This window comes from Oleiphilus sp. HI0117, assembly GCF_001635235.1.
The window spans coordinates 1-1,886 of record NZ_LWGA01000615.1; the positions used below are offsets into that span (position 1 = coordinate 1).

Sequence of the window (1,886 nt, forward strand, 5' to 3'; positions counted from 1 at the left end):
GTGGACTCAGTTATCTAGTGCCATTGCTGGTGGATTGGCGTTTGCCACAGTCCTCACCTTGTTTCTAACACCGGCTTTACTGGTACTTGGTGCTAATACTCGCCAATGGATATCAAGCAAACAAAACGGTTCCTAATTGGTGTTTCTATTCAAGTGTCACCGAGCTAATGCTGGTTTTAACCTTTTCGCCTGTTTTTAAGTGATAAACAACTTTGGCAGGATAGTAGGGGCTGCGTTTTTGCGCCGGAATCGTTTCGTTAATTGACCATTCTTCAATCTTAATTACTTTTCCATTTGCGTCAATTAGCTGCGTGCGCAACTGTAGAGCGCCAATGTTCAGTGGACTATGGTTTTCTATTGTCACCAATAAAGGCCCTTTAGGGTCTTGAACATGCTTGGCCTTTAAGTATTTTTCCGGTGTTTGCTTAATTTCGATTAGGGCCAGTTTTAGTTTTGCCTGTTGACCTATATCGCCTTGCGCCTGGGCTGCTTGTGCATAGTACTTAAGTGCTTGTTCCTGATTCTGAGACTCGCTGTATAGCTCTCCTAATTGTAGGGCAGCAATACTTGTTGGTAGTAAACGCATGCTATAGCGATAATCATCAATGGCATAGCTAGATTGGCCTAGAGCGGCATAGCTTTGAGCACGCTTTAAGTAATAAGAAAATTGATTTGGGTTGAGCTCTGTGGCGCGCATATGGGCCGCAAGTGCAGAATCTTTATTTCCCTTAGCGGCCAATGCATCGCCTTTTATGGCGCTAAATAGTGCTTCTTTAGGTTCTATATTACTTGCTTTAGAAATAAGGCTAAGCGCCAGGTCGTAATCTTTTTGTGCCAGGGCGGCATTCGCCTGGTCTGCCAGGTCGTAAGCTTCTTGTTTACTCTTGAGGTAGGCGATGGCTTGTTGATACGCCTCTTTACCCGAGAAGGCGTCTTTGACAGGGTTTGAGGCAGCGTATTTGATATTTGCTTCTACCCGTTCTTGAGAGGGCGGGTGTGAAGCAAATAAACCGTCAAGCCATGAACTTTTTTGCTGCTTTGATAGTGAGACAAAAACCTTTTGAAGTTCAACAGCGCCCTGCAGGTTGTAGCCAGCCTTAGCCATATATTTCATGCCGTAGTGGTCTGATTCCAGCTCGTGGTCGCGTCCATATTTGGCAGTGGTTAACCTTGCCCCTAAGTTCGCACCGCCAATAATTAAGTCTCGATAGTCATTATTCGCCAAGCCTAAACCCAGGCCCGCCATGCCGACTTGAACCAGTAAATTATCACGCTGACGCTGGGCGCCGTGTCTGGCAGCAGCGTGAACAATTTCATGACTAAGCACTGCAGCTAGTTGAGCTTCACTTTCCAGCTTTAAGAGCAGGCCACGATTAATAGCAATCTTGCCTGATGGCAGGGCCCAAGCATTAGGGACTGAGTTATTGAGAACGACAAACTCATAGGGAAGTTTTGGGACATCACTAAGGGCGGCGAGCCTCATACCAACCGTGCTGACATATTCACTAAGCTTCGGATCAAGGTTGTAGGCGCCACCTTGTGATTGCTGTGCTGGTTGGTATTGTTGCTGGCCTATTTTAACGTCTTCAGAAAAAGAGCTGAACATTAGCTGCTTTTCTCCGGTTACCGGGTTTACAGAGCAAGCGCTACAGAGCAAGGTTAGGCAGAGTAGAAGATAAGTAAAAATGGGGCGCATAAGACAATACCGGGTTCTAGTTAACAGTAAGTCAATTTTGCGCTAATGGATTCACTCTTTTCAATAGCAAATGAGTAATTACTATTGTTATAAATAGGATGCTAGGTGGAAATCTCCTGATTAATTACATTTCTTAAAAAGTGTGACATTGGTTATACTTCGGCGCTTCAAATATGTTAGCTGATAAGGA

General features: G+C 44.9%; 1 protein-coding gene. It reads right to left on the bottom strand.

The genetic code is table 11. The features are described 5' to 3' along the window. Window positions 1–145: 145 nt before the first annotated feature. On the bottom strand, window positions 146–1,696 hold the full coding sequence (locus tag A3757_RS06840; protein WP_068510471.1) for a M48 family metallopeptidase: 1,551 nt from the start codon (window positions 1,694–1,696) through the stop codon (window positions 146–148). Between the last annotated feature and the right edge of the window lie 190 nt (window positions 1,697–1,886).